16 protein-coding genes and 1 riboswitch are annotated in these 20,693 nt (G+C 70.0%); of the genes, 2 read left to right on the forward strand and 14 right to left on the reverse strand.

Annotation, left to right across the window (positions count from 1 at the left end):
• Positions 1–20: 20 nt before the first annotated feature.
• From AC0QSG_RS09185 to AC0QSG_RS09220, 8 genes are all read right to left on the reverse strand, one after another.
• Positions 21–530 (reverse strand): GNAT family N-acetyltransferase, encoded by a 510-nt coding sequence (locus AC0QSG_RS09185; RefSeq protein ID WP_475375155.1) that lies wholly within the window; start codon positions 528–530, stop codon positions 21–23.
• Entirely contained in the window at positions 524–1,933 is a 1,410-nt protein-coding gene (locus tag AC0QSG_RS09190; RefSeq protein WP_435727346.1) for an L-serine ammonia-lyase, read from the reverse strand. The genes AC0QSG_RS09185 and AC0QSG_RS09190 overlap by 7 nt, the downstream gene beginning before the upstream one ends.
• 95 nt (positions 1,934–2,028) lie before the next feature.
• Entirely contained in the window at positions 2,029–3,336 is a 1,308-nt protein-coding gene (gene glyA, locus AC0QSG_RS09195) for a serine hydroxymethyltransferase (protein ID WP_475375156.1), read from the reverse strand.
• The gene (gene gcvH / locus AC0QSG_RS09200; RefSeq protein ID WP_435728501.1) at positions 3,333–3,713 is read right to left on the reverse strand and encodes a glycine cleavage system protein GcvH; all 381 of its coding nucleotides are present in this window, start codon (positions 3,711–3,713) and stop codon (positions 3,333–3,335) included. Before gcvH ends, glyA begins: the two co-directional genes overlap by 4 nt.
• A gap of 38 nt (positions 3,714–3,751) precedes the next feature.
• Complete coding sequence (gene gcvT / locus AC0QSG_RS09205; RefSeq protein WP_475375157.1) at positions 3,752–4,888, reverse strand: glycine cleavage system aminomethyltransferase GcvT; 1,137 nt, start codon at positions 4,886–4,888, stop codon at positions 3,752–3,754.
• Positions 4,889–4,922: 34 nt separating this feature from the next.
• Entirely contained in the window at positions 4,923–7,811 is a 2,889-nt protein-coding gene (gene gcvP / locus AC0QSG_RS09210; RefSeq protein WP_475375158.1) for an aminomethyl-transferring glycine dehydrogenase, read from the reverse strand.
• A 188-nt stretch (positions 7,812–7,999) separates the two neighbouring features.
• Positions 8,000–8,098, reverse strand: a riboswitch (glycine riboswitch).
• A gap of 68 nt (positions 8,099–8,166) precedes the next feature.
• Positions 8,167–8,895, reverse strand: a complete 729-nt coding sequence (locus AC0QSG_RS09215) for a VIT1/CCC1 transporter family protein (protein ID WP_475375159.1) — start codon at positions 8,893–8,895, stop codon at positions 8,167–8,169.
• Positions 8,892–9,662, reverse strand: a complete 771-nt coding sequence (locus AC0QSG_RS09220; RefSeq protein ID WP_475375160.1) for an SGNH/GDSL hydrolase family protein — start codon at positions 9,660–9,662, stop codon at positions 8,892–8,894. The genes AC0QSG_RS09215 and AC0QSG_RS09220 overlap by 4 nt, the downstream gene beginning before the upstream one ends.
• Positions 9,663–10,243: 581 nt before the next feature.
• Here AC0QSG_RS09220 and AC0QSG_RS09225 point away from each other — a divergent pair.
• Positions 10,244–10,402 carry a hypothetical protein gene (locus AC0QSG_RS09225; protein ID WP_475375161.1) on the forward strand — a complete coding sequence of 53 codons (159 nt, stop codon included), beginning with the start codon at positions 10,244–10,246 and terminating at the stop codon, positions 10,400–10,402.
• Between the two features lie 14 nt (positions 10,403–10,416).
• Here AC0QSG_RS09225 and AC0QSG_RS09230 read toward each other — a convergent pair whose 3' ends face one another.
• From AC0QSG_RS09230 to AC0QSG_RS09245, 4 genes are all read right to left on the reverse strand, one after another.
• Complete coding sequence (locus AC0QSG_RS09230; RefSeq protein ID WP_475375162.1) at positions 10,417–11,589, reverse strand: serine hydrolase domain-containing protein; 1,173 nt, start codon at positions 11,587–11,589, stop codon at positions 10,417–10,419.
• 30 nt (positions 11,590–11,619) lie between these two features.
• The gene (locus AC0QSG_RS09235) at positions 11,620–12,588 is read right to left on the reverse strand and encodes an RNase H family protein (protein WP_475375163.1); all 969 of its coding nucleotides are present in this window, start codon (positions 12,586–12,588) and stop codon (positions 11,620–11,622) included.
• A 76-nt stretch (positions 12,589–12,664) separates the two neighbouring features.
• The gene (locus AC0QSG_RS09240; protein WP_475375164.1) at positions 12,665–13,999 is read right to left on the reverse strand and encodes an alkaline phosphatase family protein; all 1,335 of its coding nucleotides are present in this window, start codon (positions 13,997–13,999) and stop codon (positions 12,665–12,667) included.
• Positions 13,996–15,669: an alkaline phosphatase D family protein gene (locus tag AC0QSG_RS09245; RefSeq protein ID WP_475375165.1), complete on the reverse strand. Its 1,674-nt coding sequence runs from the start codon at positions 15,667–15,669 to the stop codon at positions 13,996–13,998. Before AC0QSG_RS09245 ends, AC0QSG_RS09240 begins: the two co-directional genes overlap by 4 nt.
• A 231-nt stretch (positions 15,670–15,900) precedes the next feature.
• Between AC0QSG_RS09245 and AC0QSG_RS09250 the strand changes: the two genes are divergently transcribed.
• Positions 15,901–17,442, forward strand: a complete 1,542-nt coding sequence (locus tag AC0QSG_RS09250; protein ID WP_475375166.1) for an alanine/glycine:cation symporter family protein — start codon at positions 15,901–15,903, stop codon at positions 17,440–17,442.
• Between the two features lie 106 nt (positions 17,443–17,548).
• Here AC0QSG_RS09250 and AC0QSG_RS09255 read toward each other — a convergent pair whose 3' ends face one another.
• Both AC0QSG_RS09255 and AC0QSG_RS09260 read right to left on the reverse strand, forming a co-directional pair.
• Positions 17,549–18,661 (reverse strand): glutathione S-transferase family protein, encoded by a 1,113-nt coding sequence (locus tag AC0QSG_RS09255; protein ID WP_475375167.1) that lies wholly within the window; start codon positions 18,659–18,661, stop codon positions 17,549–17,551.
• Between the two features lie 113 nt (positions 18,662–18,774).
• Positions 18,775–20,652, reverse strand: a complete 1,878-nt coding sequence (locus tag AC0QSG_RS09260; RefSeq protein WP_475375168.1) for an ABC transporter ATP-binding protein — start codon at positions 20,650–20,652, stop codon at positions 18,775–18,777.
• Positions 20,653–20,693 lie beyond the last annotated feature (41 nt).

Raw genomic sequence — 20,693 nt, forward strand, 5'->3', positions numbered from 1 at the left:
CGCGCAAGCGTAAACGCAAGTCAGCTGCGGGTTTTGATCCAGTATCGGCGCTTGGCGGCACCGGGCATGATGTCAATCGTGTCCTCGAGGAGGCCGCCGGCGGCCTCGATGGTCCGGATGGACGCGGCGTTGTCGTCGTCGCAGGTGACCAGGACCTCGGACAGGCCCAAACCGGCCGCCACGTCCAACGCCGAGCGCAGGAGCCGTCCGGCGTGGCCGCGCCGGCGCGCACCCGGCCGGACGGCGTATCCGACGTGCCCGCCGATGACCGCCAGATGGCCCGTGAGCGCGTGGCGGACGGACACGCGGCCCACCAGCGCGCCGTCGGCGACGGCCACCCGGAAGGTGTGCGGTACCTGCCTCGGGCCCAGGCGTTCGCCCAGTTCCTGGTCCGCAAGCAGGGTCAGATACGCGTCCCAGTCGTCGCCGTCGTCGTATCCGAGCAGGAAGTCGAAGCCCTCGGCGGCGAGTTCCCCGTGGGCCGCAAGCGCCTGCTCCCGGTCTTCCGGGAGCAGTGGCCGGATCAGCATTCGACGACGTTGACCGCCAACCCGCCGAGGGCCGTCTCCTTGTACTTCGAGCTCATGTCCTTGCCGGTCTCGCGCATGGTGATGATGACCTCGTCGAGGGACACGCGGTGCTCGCCGTCGCCCATGAGCGCCATCTTGGCCGCGTTGATGGCCTTCGAGGCGGCGATCGCGTTGCGCTCGATGCACGGGATCTGCACCAGCCCGCCGATGGGATCGCACGTGAGACCCAGGTTGTGCTCCATGGCGATCTCGGCGGCGTTCTCCACCTGCGCGGGCGAACCGCCCAGGATCTCCGCGAGTCCGGCGGCGGCCATCGACGACGCGGACCCCACCTCGCCCTGGCAGCCCACCTCGGCGCCGGAGATCGAGGCCTGTTCCTTGTAGAGGACGCCGACGGCCGCGGACGCGAGCAGGAACTTGACGATCACGTCCTCCTTGTCCGCCTGCGTGGCCCAGCCGATGCCGGGGGAATAGTGCGTTGCGTAGAACATGACGGCGGGGATGATCCCGGCGGCGCCGTTCGTCGGCGCCGTGACCACGCGTCCGCCCGAGGCGTTCTCCTCGTTCACGGCCAGCGCGACGAGGTTGACCCACTCCTGCCAGTACTTGGGGTCGCGGTCCTTGTCCTCCTTTGCCAGGCGCTCGTGCCAGTCCGGCGCCCGACGGCGGACCTTCAGTCCGCCGGGAAGCAGGCCCTCGCGCTCCAGTGCGGAATCCTTGGAGTCCTCCATCACGGACCAGATGTGCAGCAGGCCGGCGCGGATCTCCTCCTTGGAGCGGGTGGCCATCTCGTTGGCCAGCATGACCTCGCTGATCGTCAGGCCGGTGTCCCGGCAGTGGCCGAGCAGTTCGACGGCGGTGCGGAAGGGGTAGGGAACCACGCTCAGGTCCTGCTCGATCTCCTCGACGACGGCGTCCTCCTCGCCCTCGCGCACGATGAAGCCGCCACCGACCGAGAAGTACGTCTCGTCCAACAGGACGCCGCCATCGGCGTCGAGGGCCTGCATGCGCATGCCATTGGTGTGCCGGGGCAGGACGGTGAGCGGGTGCTGGACCATATCCGGCACGCCGTAGTCCAGGTCGCGGCGGGCACCGAGTTCGGCGCAGAGGCGCAGTTTGCCCGAGGCTTCCTGATCGGCGATCCGTTCGTCTACCTGGGAGGGAAGGATCAGCTCGGGCTGGTAGCCCTCGAGGCCGAGCATGACGGCCGTGAACGTGCCGTGGCCGCGGCCGGTGGCCGCGAGGGAGCCGTAGAGGTCGACGCGCAGGCCCTCGGTGCGTTCGGCGAGGCCCTGTTGGGCCAGGCCCTCGGCGAACCGGTAGGCGGCGCGCATCGGCCCGACGGTGTGGGAGCTCGACGGGCCGATGCCGACGGAGAAGAGATCGAAAACGCTGATGGCCATGGGGTGGTTCCTCTGTGGTTGGTGAGGGGAAGGCGACGGGCCCGGGAAAGCCGTCCCGGGCCCGTCGCCTGTAACGGCCCCGACGGGCCCGCCGTTTAGGCGAGCGGTGCGAGGTCCGGGTAGAGCGGGTGCGCGTCGGCGACGGCCTTCACACGGGCACGAAGTCCCGCGGTGTCGGCGTCCGGCCCCGCGACCAGGACCTCGGCGATGATGTCCGCGACCTCCGCGAACGCCTCCTCGCCCAGACCACGCGTCGCCAACGCCGGCGTCCCGATCCGCAAACCCGACGTCACCATCGGCGGACGCGGATCAAACGGCACCGCGTTGCGGTTCACCGTGATCTCCACCGACGCCAACAGATCCTCCGCCTGCTGCCCGTCCAACTCCGAATGCCGCAAATCCACCAGCACCAGGTGCACATCCGTGCCCCCGGTCAACACGCCAATGCCCTTGCCCGCCACATCCGCACGGCCCAAACGCTCCGCCAGGATCGCCGCACCCGCCAAGGTGCGCTCCTGCCGGTCCCGGAACTCCGCGGTCCCGGCGACCTTGAACGCCACCGCCTTGCCCGCGATCACATGCTCCAACGGACCGCCCTGCTGACCCGGGAACACCGCCGAATTGACCTTCTTCGCGATCTCCGCGTCGTTGGTCAGGATGATCCCGCCCCGCGGACCGCCCAACGTCTTGTGAGTCGTGGAGGACACCACATGCGCATGCGGCACCGGAGACGGATGCAAACCCGCCGCCACCAAACCCGCGAAATGCGCCATGTCCACAAACAGGTACGCCCCCACCCTGTCCGCGATCGCCCGGAACCGCGCGAAATCCAACCGCCGCGGATACGCCGACCAACCCGCCACGATCATCTTCGGCTCGTGCTCCACCGCCAGACGCTCGACCTCGTCCATGTCCACCTCGTACGTGGACTCATCCACCCCGTACGGCACGATGTCGTACAAACGACCCGAGAAATTGATCTTCATCCCGTGCGTCAAATGCCCGCCGTGCGCCAGGTTCAGGCCCATCACCGTATCCCCCGGACGGATCAACGCGTGCATCACCGACGCGTTCGCCTGCGCACCCGAATGCGGCTGCACATTCGCGAACCCCGCACCGAACAACGCCTTCACCCGATCGATCGCCAACCGCTCGATCACATCCACATGCTCGCACCCGCCGTAATACCGCCGACCCGGATACCCCTCGGCGTACTTGTTCGTCAACACCGAACCCTGCGCCTGCATCACCGCCAACGCCGCATGGTTCTCCGACGCGATCATCTCCAAACCATCCTGCTGCCGACGCAACTCCGCATCAATCCCCGCAGCCACCTCCGGATCCAACACCGAGATGTCCTGCGTCAACGAACCCGCAGCGACGGCTTCGTATACTGCGCTCACGCGACGTCCCCGCCATTGGCGGAGGCGTAGTCCTCCGCGGAGAGCAGCGGGCCCTCTTCGGAGACCTCGACCGTGAACAGCCAGCCGGCGCCGTAGGGGTCCTCGTTCAGCAGGGCGGGGTTGTCCACGGCCTCCTGGTTGATCTCGACGACGGTGCCGGTGACGGGCGCGTAGAGGTCGGACACCGATTTGGTGGATTCGACCTCGCCGCAGGACTCGCCGGAGGTGACGGTCGCGCCGACCTCGGGCAGGTCGACGTAGACGACGTCGCCGAGTGCGTCGGCGGCGATCTGCGAGATGCCGATCTTGGCCGGGCTGGCCGAGTCGACCCATTCGTGTTCGGCGGAGTAGCGGAGGGAAGAGAGAACCTTGCTCATGGTGTGTTCCTTTCGGGAAGCCGGTGGGCTGCGGTTGGTTACTTTTGGCGCTTGTAGAACGGCAAGGCGACGACCTCGAAGGGCTCCGCCTTGCCGCGCAGGTCGACGTCGAGCCGGGTGCCCGGCTCGGCGAGTCCGGCGTCGACGTAGGCGAGGGCCACGGGATAGCCCAGCGTGGGGCTGGGCTGGCCCGAGGTGACCTCGCCGACCGGCGAGCCGTCCTTAAGGACAGGGTAGTGCGAACGGCCGGCACGGCGCCCGAGGCCCTTGAGCCCGACCAGCACGCGGTCCGCCCCGGCGGCCTTCCTGGCCTCCAACGCGGTCCGCCCGATGAAGTCCTCCTCCTTCTTGAAGGAGACGACGCCGCCCAGGCCCGCCTCGAACGGGGTGACGTCCTCGGAGAGCTCGTTGCCGTACAGCGGCATGCCCGCCTCGAGCCGCAGGGAGTCGCGGCAGGCCAGACCGGCCGGGACCAGCCCATGGTCGTGGCCGGCTTCGATCAGCGCCTGCCACAGGGAGGCGGCCTGGACGTTGGGGACGTACAGCTCGAAGCCGTCCTCGCCGGTGTAGCCGGTGCGCGCGAGGAGCACCTTGACCGGCGCCCCCGCGACCGTGAACTCGACGTCGTCCGCCGCGTAGTACTTCATGTCGGTGACCGTCGCGTGCTGCGCGGCCGGAACCAGCGGCAGCAGGATCTCCAGCGCCTTCGGTCCCTGGACCGCCAGCAGCGAGGTCTCGGCGGAGGCGTCCGTGACCGTGACGTCGAAGCCCTTGGCGCGTTCGCCCAGCGCGGCCGCGACCCGGGGCGCGTTGCCGGCGTTGGGGACCACCAGGAAGCGGTCCTCGGCGCGGCGGTAGGTGATCAGGTCATCGATGATGCCGCCGTCGGCGTTGCAGATCAGCGAGTACTTCGCCTTGCCGACGGCGATGACGGTGAGGTTGCCGACGAGCGCGGTGTTCAGGAACGCAGCGGCCTGCGGGCCCTGGACCCAGACCTCGCCCATGTGGGAGAGGTCGAAGAGGCCCGCGGTCTCGCGGACGGCCTTGTGCTCGCCGAGCTCGGAGCCGTACTTCAGGGGCATGTCCCAGCCGCCGAAGTCGGTGAAGGACGCGCCCAGGCGGGCGTGCTCGTCGTGCAGCGCCGTGCGCCGCGGCGTCGTGGTCTGTTCAGTCATGGTTGTGCCTTTCGAATCTGGGGCCGGGGCCGGACTAGTTCTCGAACGCCTCGGGCGGCGGGCAGGAGCAGATGAGGTTCCGGTCCCCGCCCGCGCCGTCGATGCGCCCGACGGGCGTGAAGTACTTGTCCTGCAGCAGTCCCGGGACCGGGAACGCCGCCTGTTCGCGGGTGTACTTGCGGTCCCACTCGGAATTCACGACGGCGGCCGCGGTGTGCGGCGCGAGGCGCAGGGGCGACTCCTCCAGTGCGAAGTCCCCGGCGGCGACCTGGTCCATCTCCTTGCGGATGGAGATCATGGCCTCGATGAAGCGCTCGATCTCCGGGAGGTCCTCGGACTCGGTCGGCTCCACCATCAGCGTGCCCGCGACCGGGAACGCGAGGGTCGGTGCGTGGAACCCGTAGTCGATGAGTCGCTTGGCCACGTCCTCCGCGGTGACGCCGGACTTCGCCGTGGCGTCGCGCAGGTCCAGGATGCACTCGTGGGCGACCAGGCCCTTGTTGCCCGTGTAGAGCACCGGGAAGTGCTCGTTCAGGCGCGAGGCGACGTAGTTGGCGGCGAGCAGCGCGTTCTTCGTCGCGTCGGTCAGCCCCTTCCCGCCCATCATGGCCACGTAGGCCCAGGAGATGGGAAGGACTCCGGCGGAGCCGTACGGCGTGGAGGTCACCGGGGTGCCCGCGTTGCCGTTGGATGCGCCGGCGGGCGCCCCCGGGAGGAACGGAATCAGGTGCTCGGCCACGGCCACCGGGCCGACGCCGGGTCCGCCGCCGCCGTGCGGGATGCAGAAGGTCTTGTGCAGGTTCAGGTGGGAGACGTCGCCGCCGAACTTGCCCGGCTGCCCGAGGCCGACGAGCGCGTTCATGTTGGCGCCGTCGATGTACACCTGGCCCCCTGCCGCGTGGACCTTGTCGCAGACCTCGCGCACATCGGCGTCGTACACGCCGTGGGTGGACGGGTAGGTGATCATGATGGCCGCGAGGGTGTCCTTGTTGGCCTCTATCTTGGCGTCGAGGTCCGCGGCGTCGATGGTGCCGTTCTCGGCGGTCTTGACGACCACCACCTTCAGGCCGGCGAGGACCGCGGAGGCGGCGTTGGTGCCGTGGGCGGAGGCGGGGATCAGGCAGACCGTGCGCGCGTCGTCGCCGTGGGCCAAGTGGTACTGGCGGATGGCGAGCAGGCCCGCGTATTCGCCCTGGGATCCGGCGTTGGGCTGGATGGACACGCCGGCGTAGCCGGTGATGGTGCTCAGCCGCGCCTCGAGGTCGGCGATCAGTTCGCGCCAGCCGGCGGTCTGGTGCGCCGGGGCGTAGGGGTGGATGGAGGCGAACTCCGGCCAGGACATGGACTCCATCTCGGCGGTGGCGTTCAGCTTCATGGTGCACGAGCCCAGCGGGATCATGGTGCGGTCGAGCGCGAGGTCGCGGTCGGAGAGCTTGCGCAGGTAGCGCAGCATCTGGGTCTCCGAACGGATGGAGTGGAAGATCGGGTGGGACATGAAGTCGCTGGTGCGCACGATCGCGTCCGGCAGCTCGTTCCCGGCGGACCGCTCGGCCGCCGCGACCTTCGCCGCCGCGTCCTCGATGCCGAACGCGGACGCGATGGCGATGATGTGCTCCGGCGTCGTGGTCTCGTCCGCGGACGCCCCGACCGTCTCCGGGTCCACGAGGCGCAGGTTCACGCCGTGGGTCTCGGCCGAGGCGATCACGTGGGCGGCGCGCCCGGGAACCCGGGCCTGGACGGTGTCGAAGAACGTGTCGGCGACCAGCTCGATCCCGGCGCCGGAGAGCACCGTGGCGAGCGTGCGGGCGCGCAGGTTGGCGCGGCGGGCGATCGCCTTCAGGCCCTCGGGGCCGTGGTAGACGGCGTACATGGAGGCCGTGATGGCCAACAGCGCCTGCGCGGTGCAGATGTTGGACGTGGCCTTCTCGCGGCGGATGTGCTGCTCGCGGGTCTGGAGCGCGAGGCGGTAGGCGGGCACGCCGGCGTCGTCCTTGGAGACGCCCACGAGGCGGCCCGGGAGCGAGCGTTCGAGGCCCTGGCGCACGGCCATGTAGGCGGCGTGCGGTCCGCCGAAGAACAGCGGCACGCCGAGGCGCTGGGTGTTGCCGACCGCGATGTCGGCACCCTGCTCGCCCGGCGGGACGATCAGAGTCAGGGAGAGGATGTCGGCGGCGACCGTGACCATTGCCCCGCGCTCCTTGGCGGCGGCGATGACGGCGGCGTGGTCGGCCACGCGGCCGGAGTTGCCGGGCTGCTGGAGCACGATTCCGGAGATGTCGCCGTCGGGCAGGCCCTGGGAGAGGTCGGCGATCTCGAGCTCGAAGCCGAGGGCCTCGGCGCGGCCGCGGACCACGGAGATGGTCTGCGGGAACAGGTCGGCGTCCAGGACGGTCTTGGCGTCGCCCTTGGCCTTGTTCGAGCGGCGCATCAGCAGGACGGCCTCGGCGACGGCGGACGCCTCGTCGAGCAGCGACGCGTTGGCGATGGGAAGGCCGGTCAGGTCCCCCACCATCGTCTGGAAGTTCAGGAGTGCCTCGAGGCGGCCCTGGGAGATCTCCGGCTGGTACGGCGTGTAGGCCGTGTACCAGGCCGGGTCCTCGAGGACGTTGCGCAGGATGACCGGAGGCGTGAACGTGTCGTAGAAGCCCTGTCCGATCATCTGGGTCTTCATGGTGTTCTTCGACGCGATGTTCCGCAGGTCCGCGAGCACTTCCGCCTCGGTTCGCGGCGCCGGGAGATCCAGCGGGGCCGACTGGCGGATGTCCGCGGGGACGGCCGTGTCGACGAGTTCGTCGAGGGTTGCGTAGCCCAGGTGGCGGAGCATCGTTTCGGTGGCGTCTCCGCGCGGGCCGATGTGGCGGTCGGCGAACACGAGGTCGCCGCTGTCGCGGGCTGTGGTGGGGCGGGCCGTTGTCGCGGTCATAAGGGGGAACTCCAAGGTTGGTCGAGGTGCGTGCACGCCGAATGAGCTTTGGTTCCTCCCCGACTCTGTATTGGACCTGAGAGTTTCCGGGGCCCCGGGCGGTGCGCCCGGCGCCTCTTGCACCGTCGGTGAGTCCCGAGAACCCCGCCGGTTTGACCCGGTGGAACGGAACTGCTTTCCAGAGTTGCCTATGCGCGACGGTACGGGGGCCTGAGAGATTCCCGGGGAGGAAATTGCTCCTACGGCGCCCGCCAGTGGATCTGGCGGATCTCTCCCGCCGCATGTCATTGGCCGTGCCACGGGGGCACAGCCAACAGTCTAGTTCGAGACGCGCGCCACAAACAACTGGAAGTCGCTAACCGACGACCCCGGTTGCGCCGAGCCAGGTCCCGATCGCGAAGGTCACCCCAAGCGCGGCGGCGCCGCCCACCAGGACGCGGACGGTCGGCACCAGCGGACGGGCGCCGCCGAGGCGCGCGCCGAGCGCCCCGGTGCCGGCGAGCGCCACGAGGACCGCGGCGAAGGTGACCGGCACGCGGATGTCCGGCGGCAACAGCACGGCGGTCAGGAACGGGAGGAGAGCGCCCACCGTGAAGGCGATGGCCGAGGCGAACGCGGCGTGCCACGGGCTGGCGACCTCCGTCTCGTTGATGTGGAGCTCGGCCTCCAGATGCGCCCCGAGCGCGTCGTGTCGCGTCAGTTCCTCGGCGACCCGCCGCGCCGTCTCCGTGGAGAGTCCCTTGGCCGCGTAGATGCCCGCCAGCTCAGCGAGTTCCGCGTCCGGGGTTTCCTCGAGCTCCCGCTTTTCCTTCTCGATGAGCGCGCGCTGGGAATCGGCGGCGCTGGAGACGGAGACGTATTCCCCCAGGGCCATGGAGATGGCCCCGCCGATGAGGGCCGCGGCGCCGGCCGCGAGGATCGGTCCCGTCGCCGACGTGGCTCCGGCCACGCCCACGACGACGGCCGCCACGGAGACGATCCCGTCGTTTGCGCCGAGCACCCCGGCGCGCAGCCAATTGAGCCGTTGCGCGACGCCCGAGGAATCGTGGGGCTCTTCGCCGTGCGCGGGCTCCGGGCCGGTCACGGCTGCCCCAGCCGCACGTAGTCGGGATGGCGGGCGGTGAGGGCGTCTCCGGAAGACGTGCCGGTCAGCCGCCGCCTCACCCAGGGGACCACGTGTTCGCGCGCCCATTGCGCGTCCGCCTGGATTTGCCGCAGGCGCCCGAGCGCGGGGGCCGTCTCGAGCTCCGGCGTCGCGATCTCATCCGAGGCCCGCAGCACCTCGAGTACCTTCTTCGCCATCAGGGTGTGGCCGGGGACGCCCATGTGCAGGCGGTCCTGCGCCCAGTAGCGCCAGTCCTGGAACTCGCGCCAGCGCCAGTAGTCGGCGATCGAGGCGTCGTGCCTCTCGGCGATCTCGCGGACCCACTCGTTGTAGATCGCGGTGCGCCCGCGCGTCTTGCCGAACACCGCCGACCCCGACGAGTCGAACCCCGTGAACAATACGACGGCGGCGCCGGTTCCGGACAGCGCGGCCACGGCCTCCTCGTAGCCGCGCATGAGGTTGTCGATGTCGACGCTCGGGCGCAGGATGTCGTTGCCGCCCGCGTACAGCGTCACCAGGGTCGGCTTGAGCGCCAGGGCCGCGGGCAACTGTTCCGTGAGGATCTGGCGGATCTTCTTGCCGCGGACGGCGAGGTTCGCGTAGCCCCACTCCGGGTCCGCGGCGCAGAGCTGTTCGGCGACCCGGTCCGCCCATCCGCGGACGCCGTGGGGGCGCCGGGGATCGTCGTCGCCCACGCCCTCCGTGAACGAATCCCCCAGGGCCACGTATCGCTTTTCAAAGTCCACGCAGCCAGCCTAGCCACGTTCGGTGCCGAGCGGCACCGAAATAGGGCCGACGCCATTCACAGCGCACGCCTAGCTCGGCGCGAAAGGCTGGGGGCGGGCACCGGCCTGCCGAACGACCCCGAGAGGACACACCGTGAGCATCCGCAACGCGATCTTCATCTCCGTCGCCGCGCACTATCCGCGGACGTTGCAGGCCACCACCGACGGCGCCTTCGCGTGAGCGCCGGAAGCGCGCCCTTCGCCTTCCCCGTCACGACGCGCACGTTCGTCGCGGCCGGAACCGTCGTCGCGGCCAGCGCACCCATGGATCCGGCGGAACTCGACGCGGCCGTGCAGGCGGTGGAACGCGTGTTTCTCGAGGACGGGGCCCGGATGCCGACCGGAACGGACCTCGAGGTCCGGCTGCTCGCCCGTACCGGCCAGGCGCTCACGGATCTGACGCTCCCGCGCCGGCCGTCAGCGCGGGCGGCGACATCCTCTGCACGGGGTCGCCGTCGCCCGGCTTCACCACGGCGCTGGCGACGTGTGCCGCTGGCGCGCCAATCCCGTGCGGCGCAGACGGGGCCTACCGGCAGGTCGGCGTGCCGGCGGAAGGCATCGCCGAGGCCGGGCGCACGGCCGCCGCCATTGTGGCCGGGGGTCCGAGGGCACTCGCGCAGGCACTGCTCGCGCCGGGCACCGAAGCGCTCGCGGTGCACCACGACGGCGAGGTCCTCGCCTCCATCGGCTGGTCCCGGTAGCGCGAGACCCACGGCTAGCCCAGGAGGGCCTGCCGCACGGCCACCGTCAGGCGGCCGGCGCGCGATCCGGTCCCGGACAGCTCGGCGCGGGCGGGGACGTAGCCGAAACCGATCCCGTAGGCGGGGTCGGCGAAACCCAGGGAGGCGTTGGCTCCGTCGTGCCCGAAGGCCCTGGCCGAGCCGAAGTCGTTGCGTGGCTGGGACTTCATGAAGACGATCCCGAATGCGCCGAGGAGCCCGTGCCCGCGGTCGGGGCCGAAGACCTGCTCCTGGGACATGGCGGCGCGCGTCGCGTCGGAGAGGAACGGCTCGCCCAGCGTTCCGTCCGCGCCGACCACACCGGTGCTGGCGGCCGCGTACAGGCGCGCGATGCCACGGGCGTTCGCCACCCCGCCGGCCGCTGCCAGCCCGGCGGCCCGGACCGAGCGGACGTTCGGCAGGTCCAGGATGTCCCGGCTGGGACCGTCCGGGCCCTCGAGGCCGGCGGTCGAGTTGACGGACAGGCCGAAGACGCCGAACGGGTCGACGAACGGAAGCTCGGCTTCCTGCGCTGGTTTGAGCACGTCGCGGTAACGCGGCTCCTCGGTTTCCGGCAGTCCCAGATGGAAGTCGATGCCGAACGGCGCCCTGATCCGGCGCTCGTAGATGTCCTGCAGGCGTTCGCCGGCCGTCCGGCGGGCCAGTTCCTCCATGAACACGCCGATGCTCAACGCGTGGTAGCAATGCGCCGCCCCCGGCCGCCACGACGGCGCCGCAGCGCCCAGGATGCGGGCGGCGAGCCGTGAGTCCTCGTACTCCTCCAGCGTCATGCCGCCGTCGACGCCCGGGAGGCCCGCCTGGTGGCTGAGCAGCTGGCGGACGGTGACGAGTTCCTTGCCGTTGGCGGCGAATTCGGGCCAGTAGGCGGCGACGGGCGCGTCGAGTTCCAACACGCCCTCCTGCAGGAGGATGCCGACCACCATGGCGGAGGCCCCCTTCGAGCAGGAAAAGACGCCCGTCAGCGAATCGCGTGCGCTGTGCGGTCCCACTGCGAGGTCCACGACGGGTAGGCCGTCGTGGTAGACGGCAAGCTGCGCCGAATAGTCGGCGTCCTCCGCGGCGAGTTCGCCCAGCAGCTCGGCGACCGGCGCGAAGCGCGGATCGTGGAGGTCTCCGGTCACGGTGTGGCTCTCGGTCGTCTCGCTCATGCGCCCAGTGTAGGGGGCGGCGGCCGACGGTCAGGACTCGGGGGTCTCCTGACGGAAGCGCAGGCGCCAGCGGCCGGCGTCGCGCTGCCACGCGGAACCGACGACGGCGGTCCCTCCCGCGCCGGACAGGCGGTAGGCCAGCTGCACGACGTCGGTGCCGACGACGTCCGAGGCGAGCAGTTCGAACCGGCCGACGGTCCCGGACGGCCCTCCGCCGGGTTCGAGCGTGGCGAGCACCGCGATGCTCGACTCCTTGTCCCGCAGCGTGCCGTCCGCGGCTATTTCGCGGTAGCCGGGGTGGAGGAGGTAGTTCAGCTGGCCCACCTCGGAGCGGACCGCGGGCTCCAACAGCTCGCGCTCCAGGGTCACCACCGCGTCGATGTCCGCGCTGCCCGTGCCCGTCTCGCGGACGTCCTCCAACTCGCTGAACAGGTCGTCCTGCTCGGCTCCCGCGCGCGGCGCCTCGCGGTCCGCCTCAACGACGGCGCGCTGTGCCCCCTGGTCCGCGGGGGTTGCCGGCGCGCGGGTGGCCGCGCCGGCGAAGCCCGGACCCTCGTCGGCGGGACGCCTGCCCTGGAACGCGGTGGCGGCCGCCCGGGCGCGCACGTCCGCGGCCTCGTTGAGTTCGTGGCCGGCGTGGCCACGCACCCATTCGAAACTGTAGTTGCGGCCCTCGATGGCATCGTCGATCTGCTTCAGGAGGTCGACGTTGAGCACCGGCTTGCCGTCCGACTTCTTCCAGCCCTTCCGCTTCCACCCCGGCATCCACTTGGTGACGCAATTGATGACGTACTGCGAGTCGCACAGGATGTGCAGGTGCTCGGCCTGAAGGTGCGACGTGGACCGGAACAGGTCCAGGACCGCCATGAGCTCGCCCATGTTGTTCGTGCCGTGGGGCCAGCCGCCGGCCCTCCAGCATTCGTCGTCGACGTACCAGGCCCACCCGGCAGGACCGGGGTTTCCGAGGGCGGAGCCGTCCGCGGCGGCAGTGATTGTCATGGATTCAATCCTGCCATCCTGATCCGACAGCTTCGAACCGGCTCCGGACCGATCCCCGGACGAACGGGTTCCCGTGCTATCTCCCCGGCGGTACCGATGCCCCGGCGACCGGGAAGGCCGACGCCGTGAACGCGGCGTTGCGCACGGCGCCGTCGTATCCTCCGGCCGGCTCAGTCAAACCCAGCAGCCATCCGATGGTCGGCGCGACGTCGACCGTCCGTGCCGGTTCAGAGAGCGTGGCCCCGCGCCGCACCAGCGGGCTGCCGCCGCCCACGAAGAAAGGAATGGGCTCCGTGGCCGGGTGGCCGTGGTTCCCGGGGATCGGGTTGGACGCCACATACGGATCCGTGAAGCGCCACCCTGCCGCGCAATACGCCACCAGGTCCCCGGCCTCCGGGCCGAGCCGTAGGTCGGCCGGGCGGTGGACGGCCAGGACGCCGTCGTGCGCCGTGAGCAGAGCGGTGGCGCGTGTCAGTCCGGATTCCCTCTCCGCTGGCGGGCCCACCCAGTAGAGCAGGTCCGCGCCGCCGTTCTGCGCGATCGCAAACCGGTCTGCCAGGGCGTCCCCTCCCATGGCCGCGGTGCCCGGTCCACCGGAGAGGATGCTCCGCGCTGACACTGTCTTCCACGCGTGCGACCAGTCCATCGAGTGGTCGGCCAGCACCAGGAAAACGCTGGACTCCCAGAGCCCGCGGTCCTTCACATGGTCCACAAACCGCCCCACCTGGAGATCCGTGGTCCGCAGTGCCAGTTCACGTGCGGCCCGGAGCGTGGTCCCCGTCAGGTCCGAGTGGCCCATCCGATCGATGTCGCCGAGATTGACGAAACAGAGGTCGGGATCCGCCTCGTCCACCAGCGCCATCGCCGCGTCCACGGTGAATGGGTCAGGAGCGTGCCCACTCGCCGGGACAATCGGCTCCGGCTCCCAGCGGTAGGTGGCCCGCTCCCCGAAGATGCCGAACAGGTAGTCCTTGCTGAGCACGGTAGCGCTGGTCAGACCCAGCTCGCGCACACGCTCCAGCAGGGTCGGGAAGCGCAGGTCCTCCGGCAGCCCGAGCGTCCGGATCTCCCCCAGCGCACGGTCGTAGACCGAGTTTGCGGGCACGCCGCTGCGGTCCGGGCGCACGCCCGTCATCATCATGACGTGGTTCGGGATCGTCTCCATCACCGGCAGCGAACGGGCGGCGGGGAAGTTCGCGCCGGCATCCCGCAGGCCAGCGAGACGTGGCGTGGTTCCCGACGTGATCTCGTCGGGACGGCAGCCATCCACCACCAGGACGTACACGCGGGTCCGGCCCGGCGCGTCCTGGGATGCGGAGCCCCACGCCGCCGTCGTTCCGCCCGAAAGCAGGACCGCCGCGGCACCAGCCCCCGCGGCGCGCAGGAACGTCCGGCGGGTGCCGCCGCTCACAGCGCACCACCGGTCCGCCGCACCTTCTGGGTGCCGGCGTCGACCGTGTACGACTCCACCAGGTGTGCCGCCGAGCCCGCGAGGGTGCGGTCCGCAATGCGGTACCAGTCCATGCGCGTCGCGGCCGGTGTGACGTCCAGGATCGAGAACCCGTGCGAATCGAAATCAAGGTACTTGACGTGCGGGTTGTTGGCCTTGATGGCCGCCTCCACCGCCAGCGACGCCGTGCGCGGGGGCACGCGGAGGATGTCGTCAAGGTTGTCGCTGGTGACGGAGGTGCACACCAGTTCCGTGCCGGCGGACGCGCCGTTGAGCGCATAGGTGGACGGGTCGGCGGGCAGGTCGCAGGCCCAGCCGGAGTGGATGTCGCCGGTCAGGAACACGGTGTCGCGGACCGCGTTGTCCCGCAGATGGCGCAGCACCCGGCCGCGGTCGGCCGCGTACCCGTCCCACTGGTCGACGTTGTAGGGAACGCCGTCAATGTCGCTGGTGCCCAGCAGCTCGTTCAGGCCCCCGATCTCTTCGGTGGACAGCGTCGACGGCACGCGCACCGGCGTGATCATCACGGGGTTGCCGACCAGTTTCCACTGCGGGCCGTCCGAGGCGAGACCCGACAACATCCAGTCCATCTGTTCCGCGCCCGTGATGCTGCGTTCGGGGTCGTCGATCTCTCCGGAGACCTGGTGGGTGGCCTGCGCGTCGCGGTAGGTCCGCAGGTCCAGCATGGACAGGGACGCGAGGGCGCCGAATTCCAGGCGCCGGTACAGCTCGCCGCCGGCCTCGTAGCGGACCGGCATCCATTCGGCATAGGCCCGCTGGGCGGCCGCGCGGCGATCCGCCCACGTCCCCTCGGCGCCCTCCGTGTGGTTCTCGGCGCCGGTCGCGTGCGCGTCGTTCGCCGTTTCGTGGTCGTCCCACGTGACGATGAACGGCGCGGACGCGTGCAGGAGCTGCAGTTCCGGGTCGGTCTTGTACTGGGCGTGCCGGCGCCGGTAGTCGGCCAACGTCGTCGTCTCGCGGGCCGGATCGTGCGGGCGCACCACGACGTCGCGGGCCTGGTATTCACCCGGCGCGTACTCGTAGAGGTAGTCGCCCAGGTGCAGAACGGCGTCGAGCCGCTCGCGGGCCAGGTGGCGGTATGCGGAGAAGTGCCCGGCTTGCCAGTTTGAGCAGGAAACAACGCCAAAGCGGAGGCGCTCAACGGCCGAGCCGGCGGCCGGTGCCGTACGCGTGCGTCCGATCACCGACGTCGACCCGGCCGCCTCGAAGCGGAACCAGTAATCCGTTGCGGGGTCCAGGCCGCCGACCTCCACCTTGACCGTATGGTCTCGGTGCGCGCCGGTCCGTGTGCTGCCGCGGGCCACCACCTTGCTGAACGCGGAATCGGCCGCGACGCTCCAGCGGACCGTGACGTCGGGTCCGGCTCCCGATCCCGGCGCCGCCGCCTCGCTCGGGCTGACCCGCGTCCACAACAGCACGCCGTCCGGTTCGGGATCGCCCGAAGCCACGCCGTGGCGGAATGCCCCGGAGGCCGATGCCGCGGCCAGCGGGAGGAAACCGGGCTGGACGACGACGGCGCCAAGCGCCGCCGCCACGCCCGCCACCACCACGCGGCGGGACGGCAGGGATGTTGAGGGCTTGTTTTTTGGGGACTGGGATGCGGGGTTCACGCCAGCGAGAGTATCCCGCTGTGATATCCCGGAACCCCCCAAACCGCGGTCGTTCATCCATGGTTCACGGGCATTTCATGGGCAAGGGCAGGGTCGAATGGACGAATCGAAAGCATTTGTGAGAAACTTCACAGGCATTTGTGCGACGCGCCACTGCCTAGCCGGTCTGCGCACCGCTAATGCCACCCCCACACGCAACACCCACGCTCTTCATGGAGGGACCCCACACTTATGAGCGATGCCCTATCAGCCATCAACGACGTCATCTGGAGCGACTGGCTCGTCTATCTCTGCCTCGCCACCGGCGTCTACTTCTCCGTCCGTTCGCGCTTCCTGCAGGTGCGGCATGTCAAGGGCATGGTCCAGCAGCTCCTCCGCGGTGAGAAGTCGGCGTCCGGCGTCTCGTCGTTCCAGGCGCTGGCCATGTCCCTCTCCGGGCGCGTCGGCACCGGCAACATCGCCGGCGTCGCGACCGCGATCGCCTTCGGCGGACCGGGCGCGCTGTTCTGGATGTGGATGGTCGCCTTCCTGGGCGCCTCGACGTCGTTCATCGAATCGACCCTCGGCCAGATCTACAAGACCCGCGACCCGCTGACCGGCGAGTACCGCGGCGGACCCGCGTACTACCTGTCCCGTGCAATGGCGCACACCAAGGGCGCGCCGTTCTTCAAGGTCTACGGCTACGTCTTCGCCGCCGTCACCGTTCTCGCCTGCGGCGTCCTCATGCCGGGCGTCCAAGCCAACTCGATGGCCACCGCGATCGACGGCGCCTGGACGATCCCGTCGTGGATCGTCGCCGTCGGATCCGTCATTGTTCTTGCCTTCGTCATCATCGGCGGCGTCAAGCGCATCGCCAGCGTCGCGGCATTCGTCGTTCCGTTCATGGCCGTCGCCTACATCCTCCTCGCGCTGGTCGTGGTCTTCGTGAACGCCGCGCAGCTGCCGGAAATCATCTCCCTGGTGTTCCGTAGCGCGCTCGGCATGGACTCGGCGCTGGGCGCCGTCATCGGCCTGGCCGTGATGTGGGGCGTCAAGCGCGGTGTCTACTCGAACGAGGCCGGCCAGGGCACGGGACCCCACGCGGCGGCCGCCGCCGAGGTCTCGCACCCCGCCAAGCAGGGCCTCGTGCAGGCCTTCGCCGTCTACATCGACACCCTGTTCGTTTGCTCGGCCACCGGCTTCCTGATCCTTTCGACCGGCGCCTACCGCGTATTCTCCGGCGGCACCGAGGACACCGACGTCCTCCTCGAGGGCGGATTGCTCTCGGCCTCGGCCACGGTGGGACCGCAGTTCGTGCAGACCGGCTTCGACAGCGTCTTCCCGGGCTTCGGCGCGGCGTTCATCGCCATCACGCTGATCTTCTTCTGCCTGACCACCGTTTTCGCCTACTATTACATGGCGGAAACCAACCTGCGGTTCCTGGTGGGCAACTCGTCCAACAGGCTCATCCCGGGCCTCAAGGTCAGCATCGGCCGGGTCACCACCATGGGGCTGCAGGTGCTCATCCTCATCGCCGTCGCCTACGGCTGCGTCAACACCGCCGCGGATGCCTGGACGATGGGCGACATCGGCGTCGGCCTGATGGCGTGGCTGAACATCATCGGCATCCTGATCCTGCAGAAGCCTGCCTTCAAGGCGCTCAAGGACTTCGAGGCGCAGAAGAAGCTGGGCTTGGACCCGGTCTTCGATCCGCGCCCGCTCGGCATCGTGGGCGCCACCTTCTGGGAGTCCTACAAGCGGGCACCTCTCGAGAAGGAATCGGCCCGGCTCTAGCTCCGGACGCCCGACCGCTCACGCACAAGCCGGCTGCCGCCGTCGTACTGTTTGGTACGACGGCGGCAGTCGGCTTGTGCGCTTCGCCCGGGGCCGGGCGTGGAGGCTACGCGGGGTAGAGCGGGTTGGCGCCGGCGGCGACTTCCTCGCCCGCCCGCACCGGACCCGGCGCCGTGCCGGCGCCGAACGGGGAACCCCCGAGCGCCTCGCGGCCATGCGGGTCCAGCCAGTCCGCGAGGTCCGGTCCCGCCGGAACGATCCCGGTGGGGTTGATGTCCTCGTGGACCACGTAGTAGTGCGCCTTAATCTGTTCGAAGTCCACGGTGTCGCCGAAGCCCGGGGTCTGGAACAGGTCCCGTGCGTAGCCCCACAGGGCGGGCATCTCGGTGAGCTTGTTCCGGTTGCACTTGAAGTGCCCGTGGTACACCGGGTCGAACCGCACCAGCGTGGTGAACAGCCGCACGTCGGCCTCCGTGATGGTGTCCCCCATCAGGTACCGCTGGCCGGACAGGCGCTCCTCGAGCCAGTCCATGGCAGCCCACAACCGGTCGTACGCGTCGTTGTAGGCCTCCTGCGACCCGGCGAAGCCGCAGCGGTAGACGCCGTTGTTGACCTCCGTGAAAATGCGCTTGATGACGGGTTGCATGTCCTCGAGCAAGTCCGCCGGAAGCAGATCCGGGGCGCCCTCGCGGTGGAACCGGGTCCACTCGGTGGAGAAGTCCAGTGTCATCTGCGGGTAGTTGTTGGTGACGACCCCGCCCGTTGGGATGTCGACGATCGCCGGCACCGTGATCCCGCGAGGGTAGTCGGGGAACCGCTTGAAGAAGTTCTCCTGGAGCCGTTCGGTGCCCAGCACGGAGTCGCGGCCGTCCGGATCGAGATCAAACGTCCACGACCGCGCGTCGTGCGTCGGTCCCGGGGTGCCCAGCGAAAGGGCGTCCTCAAGGCCCAGGAGGCGCCGGACGATGATGGCGCGGTTGGCCCACGGACAGGCCCTGGCGGCGATCAGACGGTACCGGCCAGGCTCGACCGGCCACGCCTGCGCGCCCTCGGGCAATCCGCCGCGCGCATCGCCGATGCTGCTGCCGAAGGCCCCACCGGACGCCCGGACAGCCTCCGGATCCGCGACGATCCTGTCGTCGATGTAGTTCGTGTCGCGGCTGAATTCGGCGCCACCGGTGACGTAGGAACCTCGGGTCGAGAAGTCGTTGTCTGCCATCCCCATACCCTACGTTCGCCGCGCGTTACCCGCACGCGCCATCACCGCCCGCGGGCGGTGGATGATTCCCGTTGTCCGGCCTGGACCGCGCCGCGCAGCCAGGGCCCCGCGGGTCACGAGGTCGGTTGCCGTTCGAGGCGGCCAGCCTCTGCGGTGCCCGCCAGGCGGGCGTAGGCGCCGCCCGCCGCCAGCAACTCGGCGGGCGCGCCCCGCTCGGCGATATGGCCCCCGTCCAACACCACCAGCTGGTCCGCGCGCTCGACGGTGGAGAGCCGGTGCGCGATGGTGATCGTGGTCCTGCCTTCGGCCAGCCTGTCCAGTGCAGCCTGAACCTGCGCCTCGGTGGTGTTGTCCAGCGCGGATGTGGCCTCGTCGAGCACCAGGACCCGGGGGTCGCGCAGCATGGTGCGGGCGATCGCCAGGCGCTGTTGTTCGCCGCCGGAGAAGCGGTGGCCGCGGGCGCCGACCAGCGTGTCCAGCCCCGCGGGCAGCCCGGCGACCAGGTCCGCGATGTGTGCCGAGGCCAGCGCGCCCCACAGCGCGGCGTCGTCTGCGCCGGGCGCCGCCAGCAGGAGGTTGTCCCGGATCGACGCGTGGATCAGGTAGGACTCCTGCGACACGACGCCGACGACCCTCGCGAGGTCGACGGCCGAAAAGTCGCGCACGTCGACGCCGTCGATGGTGACGCGCCCGCTGCCTGCGTCGTGCAGGCGGGGAACCAGGGCGCCCAGCGTCGTCTTCCCGGAGCCGGTTGGTCCCACCACCGCCGTCGTGGTGCCGGCCGGCACGCGCAGGTTCACCCCGCGCAGGACAGGCGCTCCCCCGTCGTAGGCGAATTCCACGTTCTCGAACCGCACCTCGCCGCGGATGGCGGCGGGTTCGAGGGCCACCGGCCGGAGGGGCGGCGCGATGTCCGGCTCGAGATCCAGGTATTCGAAGATCCTGCTGAACAAGGCCAGTGCAGTGACCCACTGGACGCCGACGTTGAGCAGTCCCATGATGGGCCGGAAGATGGTCCCCTGCAGCGCGGTGAACGCCACCAGCGTGCCGATCGTCATTCCGCCGGTGGCGGCCGGGAAGCCCGCGGCCAGATAGATCGCGGCGGGGATGGCGGCGAAGACGATTCCCATGGTCGCCATACGCCAGCGGCCGGCCAACTGCGAGCGCATCTCCAGGCCGATCAGCCGCTCCGAGGACTCGGCGAACCGTCCGGCGTCGCGTCCGGTGGTTCCGAGCGTTTTCGCGAGCCGCACCCCGGAGACGGACAGTCCCTCCTCCACCTGGGTGTGCAGTTTGGCCAACTCCTTCTGGCGCTCGGCCGTGATGTCGCGGCGGAGCAGGGCCACCCTCCGGCTGATCCAGATGGCCGGAGGGATCACGATCAGGGACAACAGGCTGAGCTGGGGCGAAAGGGCCACCATGGCAACGGCCGTGGCCACCGCCGTCGTGAGGTTGGATGCGACGGAGGTGGCCGAGGTGGTGACCACGGATTGCATGCCGGAGATGTCGTGCGTCAGGCGGGATTGGACGTCGCCTCCGTGGGTTCGGGTGAAGAAGCCGAGCGATTGGCGCTGCAGGTGGGTGAAGAGGCTGGTCCGCAGCCCGTGCATGACCTGCTGGCCCATGTCGGTCGCCATCCACGTTTGGACGACGCCGATGACCGCGGTGGCCGCGGCAACGGCAACGAGGCCTCCGGCGAGCGACGTGAGCAGGGGGACGTTACCGTCCGGAAGGGCGCTGTCGATGATGGCCCGGATGAGGAACGGTTGGGCGAGCCCGACCACCGCGGAGATGCTGATGAGCAGGACGACGACGGCGATGCGGGCCTTGTGCGGAGCGAAGAGGACCGCGATGCGACGGAGACTGACGGGATGGGCGCTCAGCTGGTTCCGGTCGGCCGGGTCGACGCGCCCGACCCGGTGGGATCCTCCGCTGCCGCCGACGGGCACCGTGCCGACCGCATCCGCGGGGGGACTCTGTGGTTTCGCCAAGGACGCCACCTCCTGTGAAGCGATGCGCCCGTCGCGCACTC

The sequence above is a fragment of the Arthrobacter sp. LT660 genome (assembly GCF_056172845.1).